The sequence below is a fragment of the Hungatella sp. genome, from assembly GCF_046966825.1.
In genome coordinates, this window is sequence record NZ_JBKVCZ010000223.1 from 1 (window position 1) to 5,952 (window position 5,952).

General features: G+C 55.7%; 4 protein-coding genes and 1 pseudogene. All 5 read left to right on the plus strand.

Going from position 1 to position 5,952, the window contains the following annotated elements; translation table 11 throughout:
- Positions 1-928: pseudogene (locus tag ACLTD4_RS32570) on the plus strand (SWIM zinc finger family protein); the annotation flags it as partial.
- Between the two features lie 17 nt (positions 929-945).
- On the plus strand, positions 946-2,241 hold the full coding sequence (locus tag ACLTD4_RS32575) for a hypothetical protein (protein ID WP_412331907.1): 1,296 nt from the start codon (positions 946-948) through the stop codon (positions 2,239-2,241).
- On the plus strand, positions 2,241-2,831 hold the full coding sequence (locus ACLTD4_RS32580; RefSeq protein WP_412331908.1) for a hypothetical protein: 591 nt from the start codon (positions 2,241-2,243) through the stop codon (positions 2,829-2,831). The genes ACLTD4_RS32575 and ACLTD4_RS32580 overlap by 1 nt, the downstream gene beginning before the upstream one ends.
- A 17-nt stretch (positions 2,832-2,848) precedes the next feature.
- Positions 2,849-3,958: an AAA family ATPase gene (locus ACLTD4_RS32585; RefSeq protein ID WP_029467252.1), complete on the plus strand. Its 1,110-nt coding sequence runs from the start codon at positions 2,849-2,851 to the stop codon at positions 3,956-3,958.
- Positions 3,959-5,952 (plus strand): DUF5682 family protein (locus ACLTD4_RS32590; protein WP_412331909.1); only part of this gene is annotated, 1,994 nt, incomplete at its 3' end. It abuts the gene before it with no gap.

A 5,952-nucleotide genomic window follows, 5' to 3' on the forward strand; every position in this document is an offset into this window, starting at 1 on the left:
GCTTGGTGACTACTATCTGCCCGGCCCGGAGCGCCTGATCCGCACGCTCATTCTGCAAATGCAGGATCTGGAAAAGGCAGGCGTGGAAAACGGCATTCGGGAAAGAGGTATCGCCGAATCCGCCGGAACGCTGGTACGGCTTCGCGCATTGATCCGGAAATCCAGAGCATGGCTGGCCGAGAAGCTGGAACAGGGAAATGTGGAAGACGAGAACAGCGTCCTTTACGAGGAACTTGGCGGAATCTGGACACTTGACCGTTTAAATGAACTGGGCTTAAAGAAGGAGAACGCTCGTCTCCTGCAGCTTTCCTTCCAGGAATCCTGCGACATGGCCCGAAAAGAACTGGTAGACCAGGGCTGGTGGATCGACTTAGACAGCGGAGAGCTTTCCGTCACCTGTCATTACCGCCCGCTGAAGGCATTAAAATATGTAAAGGAAGAAGACTCAGTATCCGACATGGTGCGGGTTCCCTGCCTCTCCTACTATCCGGGTACGGGAAACCGCCGGATTCGCTGGGACCGTCAGGAATTCGAACCGGTCACCAGTGCCGTTATGAGTGAAGTCCGGGCCCATGCCTGTGCATCCGTCAAAGAAGCGGTTAAGGCTGCCAAAAATGAACTGAAAAATACACTCTCCTCCGGACGGTACGGCTGTCTGCTTTCTTATGCTCTGATTGGGCATAGTGCCGAAGAACTTACTGATGAGACCACCCTGGGACTGATAGACCACGACAATACTACCATCCGGCTGGCGGACCGCCCCGGCGACCAGCCAGGTGTGTTCAGACTCACCCAGCTTCCCGATCCCGGGTTTTTAGAAAATCAGGTACTTTTCGGTGTCTTATGGTACAGCACAGAACTTCATGCCATTTGTCTGCACCCGTATGCGGTCATCACAGATCAGGCTGTCGTACGTCTGCTTTATTAATATGGGGAGGAACAATTATGGAACTTCAGGCATTATATGATCTTCAGGAACGGCTGGAAGCCGCGGCGGCGGCAGGCGTCCGGCTTGCCGGAGAAGACTTTCGATTGAAAAGAGCCGTAGACAGCATCGCCCCTCTGGCCGACGCATCTCCGGTAATTAAAAAGCTTTATCTGATGGCCGCCCAGACCATCGCCCCGGACTGCAAAGACCGGGCGGGGACCCTGCTCGATACGCTGGCGCTCTCCGAAGCCATTCTCTGCACGCAGGCCGGGTGCGGCGTTCCCGGCACGCTCGTTCCTTTGGAGCTGGCCATGCGGCCATTCTCCCCCTGCCAGCCCTTCCGTGCAGTAAAACCTCTTCTGGAGGCCCTCACAGGCACAGGAGGCGGGAGATATGCCGTCATTTCAGAAGCGCTTCAAAACACACCGGAGCTTTTTGACGATTATCGTGTACAGGCCGCCATGGTTCCCGCCCTGTCTGACCGCTACAACGAGATTGCGGCTCTGGCGGAGGACTGGCTCTCCCATCAGGGTGAAAGCTTCCTCCCTCTCTTGAAACAGGGTTTTGCAGAGTGCAGTGACGGAGGCCGGGTACGCCGTCTTCGTGTCATCGAGGCGATCTCCGGAGAGAAGGAAAATGATTTCTACATAAGCCTGCTGGATTGGGCAAAAAAGGACTTGAGGGAGGAAGCTGTATCCGCACTCCGTTTCGACAAGAGGAATTCCGGCCTGCTTCTCGACCTTTTGAAGACAGAAAAAGGCAGCAGCCTCGAGGCAGCCCGACAGGTTCTGGTTCTCATGGATACCGCAGAGTCAGAACAGTATTTAGAAACACTTCTGGACCGTACTCCCTGGGAGGCCATGAAATATTTGAATTTTTCACGCTCCGACCACCTTTCGGCCCGTCTTGGAGCATTGGCCCATACCTTCTTTGATGAGCTTGACCTCGGTTCCGAAAATAAGACGAAGGAGCACTTAGAGCTTCTCCTCGAGGCCCTGACCGGCAAAGCGGACTCTTCCGTCCTGGCTCTGTATGAACGTGCAGCCGCAGCCGATTGGAATAAGAAGAGCTATTATGGAAGATTCCCGGAGCTTTTATCGAGATCCATCGCCCGCAGCCTCGATGAGCGGCTCATAACCTGCGCCCGCGCGCTGGCCGAAACACACGGAAAAGCCTGGTATCCCGCTTCGCTGACAGCAGATCTGCTGACCATGCCTGCAAAAACGGTTTACGACCAGTATCGGGACGTTTCCCTAAGACCAGTATTCTTGGCATCGGGAAAGAGGAGAAAAGCCGTGCCACCACTGCTCTGATGGCAGTGTTCGGTCAGATCAATTACGTGGAACGCTCCGGGCGCCACGAGTATTTCATTCCCCTAAGAGAAGGCGGCGGACGGCAGCGTCTCATAAAGCTTCAGCGGCCGCTGAAAGAAAACTTAGATCCCCGATGGTTTGAATTCTTTACCGGCAGTATGGTTCCAGTCCGGGAGGGCATAAGCTGCGTTGCCGAAAATGGAACGCCGCAAAAGCTGGACAGCGATCATCTGCTTGCCAAGATGGCCGCTCCCGAGGTTCGGCCTCTTCTCGGAAGCCATCTCTATAAAAAGGCTCTCATTGTGTCCGATAACAGCGTCCTCTACTGGCCGCTTATCCAGTGTGGCTGGACCGATTTCAAAGGACTGGTAGCCCGTTATGTAGAAAAAAATGGGGATTCCGGCATCAGCTTCTGGCGTGTCAGACAGCTGATCGACCAGCTTCCCATGACAGAGGAAGAAAAACAGCAGGAATTCCGGGAAATCGACAATTTTATCTGCACGTATCCCATGAAGAGCCCCATACGTAAAAACTGGGATTCCAGCAGTATGATGAGAAAAATGATTGATGAGGCAGCCGGTATTATATAGCACCTGGGAGGTAAATGATGGTAACAGAAAAGAACAGACAAAACAACGACAATGTACAGCGTATGCCTGCCGAGGAAATGTATCAGAGAGAGATCGATGCCCTGATCGCCTCGGAAAAAGATCCGGTGCCATCCGGATGGCGTATGAGTCCCCGCTCCGTGCTCACCTACATCACAGGGGGACGGGCCGGCGGAGTGGAAATCACACCGAAATATATCGGAAATAAACGCCTGGTGGAAATCGCCATCGCCACGCTCGTCACCGACCGCGCCCTGCTTTTAATCGGCGAACCGGGAACGGCCAAATCATGGCTGTCGGAACATTTAACGGCCGCCATTAACGGAGATTCCACGAAGGTAGTACAGGGCACCGCAGGCACCACCGAGGAGCACATCCGGTATTCCTGGAACTACGCCATGCTGATCGCCCAGGGGCCTTCCGACGAGGCACTGATCAAAAGCCCGGTCTACCGTGCCATGGAAACGGGAAGCATCGCCAGAATTGAGGAGATTTCCCGCTGCGCCTCCGAGGTTTCTGACGCGCTGATCTCCATTTTGTCCGAAAAACGAATTTCAGTGCCGGAGCTGGCCTACGAGCTGCCGGCAAAAAAAGGCTTCTCCATTATCGCAACGGCCAATACCCGTGACAAGGGCGTCAACGAGATGTCCGCAGCCCTGAAACGGCGTTTCAACATCGTGGTCCTTCCGACGCCCTCAGACTTAACCTCTGAAATGGAAATCGTAAAAACCAGGGTAGATCAGATGGCTGCCAATCTGGAATTAAACGCCAGACTCCCGGAAGCAGACGTGGTGGAAAAGGTCTGCACCATTTTCCGTGAACTGCGGAGCGGGATGACGCTGGATGGAAAACAGAAACTAAAACCGGCCTCCGGAGTACTCTCCACGGCTGAGGCCATCTCCCTTCTTGCCGGCAGCATGGCTCTGGCGGGAAGCTTCGGAAACGGAACGATTACCGACTACGATCTGGCGGCCGCCCTGCAGGGCGCCATCGTAAAGGACGAGGACAAGGACAGCATGGTCTTTAAGGAGTATCTGGAAAACATTATGAAGAAACGCGGCAGCCAGTGGCTTGGCCTTTACAAAGAGTGTAAGGAGTTGAACAAATAGATGGAGCATCCGGTTTGTTTTGGAATCCGTCATCTTTCGCCCGCCGGCGCATACCATTTGAGACGGCTCCTGGACGAAAGGGAACCGGAACTGATATTAGTGGAGGGCCCCTCCGATTTTACCGCTCTCCTTGGCGACATTGCAGGGGCGGAGACAAAACCGCCGATCGCGGTCATGGCCTACACAAAAGAGTCGCCCATCCGCACGATCCTGTACCCGTTTGCAGAATATTCACCGGAGTATCAGGCGGTGCTCTGGGCGAAGGACCATGGCGTCCCCTGCCGTTTCATCGATCTGCCTTCAGGCGTATTTCTGGGCATTCAGAGACCTGTGACAGAGACCACTCTTTCCGATGATTCAGAGAAACAGGGCTCCGGCGACGTATACCGGCTGCTGGATTCCCAGTGCGGAGAAGGCGGTCATGAGGCATTCTGGGAATATACCATGGAGCACAGCCAGACTCCGGAGGAATATATGGCCGGGGCGGCGGTATTCGGTGAAGAGCTGCGCAGTCTGACCGCGGGAAATGACAGCGACTGGCCCGAAATCCTCGTCCGCGAGGCTTACATGCGCCGCCAGATTGCCCGGGCTGCCGCGGAAGGCTTCGCGCCGGAACGCACGGTGGTGGTCACCGGAGCGTACCATACGGCAGGCCTTTTAAGCGACGCCCCTGCCATGACCGACAAAGAGCGGGGAAAGCTTCCGGCCGTGGAGTGCAGCGTGACGCTGATGCCCTACTCCTATTACCGCCTCTCCTCCCGATCCGGATACGGCGCCGGTAACAAGGCCCCCTTCTATTACGGAATGGTCTGGCGCTCTTTCCTGGAACAGGACCGGGAACTGGCGCTCTATACGTACCTGACCTCCATTTCCACCTACCAGAGAGAGCATGGCTTCATGGTCTCGTCCGCTGAAGTCATCGAGGCGGTCGAACTTTCCAAATCTCTGGCCGCTTTAGGCGGACACAGTCTGCCTGCCCTCTGCGATCTGCGCGACTCTGCCGTAACCTGCATGGGGCATGGACATTTTTCTGAAATCGCCCTCGCCGCCGCAGCCACGGAGATCGGGACTGTGACAGGCTCCCTTCCCCAGGGGGTGAGCCGCACCAGCCTTCAGGATGATTTTTACCGGAATCTGCGGGATTTAAAGCTGGAGAAATACCGGTCCGAGGTGGCGGAAAGCATATCCCTGGACCTTCGCGAAAATCTAAATGTAAAATCCGAAGCGGCCGCATTCCGCGACTTGAACCGTTCTTTTTTTCTGCACCGTTTAAGGGTGTTAAATGTCGGCTTCGGTACGCTGCAGCCGCTCAGACAGGAGGACGCCACATGGGCGGAGGCCTGGACGCTAAAATGGACGCCGGAGGTCGAGATCGAGCTGGTTGAAGCCACGCTGAAGGGGGACACGGTCACCGGGGCCGCCTCCTTTTCCATGAGAGAGCGGGCCAGGGAAGCCACGGAAATCAGCGCCGCCGCAAAGCTTCTGGAGGAATCTTACCTCTGCGGTATGCCTGAGATGGTCGCTTATATCACGGATATTCTGCAGCACCTGGCCGCGGACTCTTCTGCTCTGACCGATCTTGCGGCTTCGGCGGAAAGCATCTCCGTAGTCATGCGTTTTGGAGATATCCGGCGGCTCGATTCATCCCCGCTGGTTCCCGTTCTGGAACAGATTTTCCTGCGCGCCTGCCTGCTGCTGGTCTCTGCCTGTTTCTGCGACGATCCCGCCGCGGAACAGGTTGTAAGGAGTGTGGATCGGTTAAATTCCGTCTGCCTTCACCATGATTTTCTGGATGAGGAGCGTTTCGTCCGCCTGATGGAGGAGATCGCCTCGCGGGATGATATAAACACCAGAATCTCCGGTTTCTGCACGGCTGTTCTTCTGGAACGCGGCCGCATGCAGGATGAGGAGCTGGGACGGGAAGTCCAGAGACGGCTTTCAAAGGGAATTCCGGCCGAACTGGGCGCCGGATGGTTTGCAGGGCTGTCGAAAAA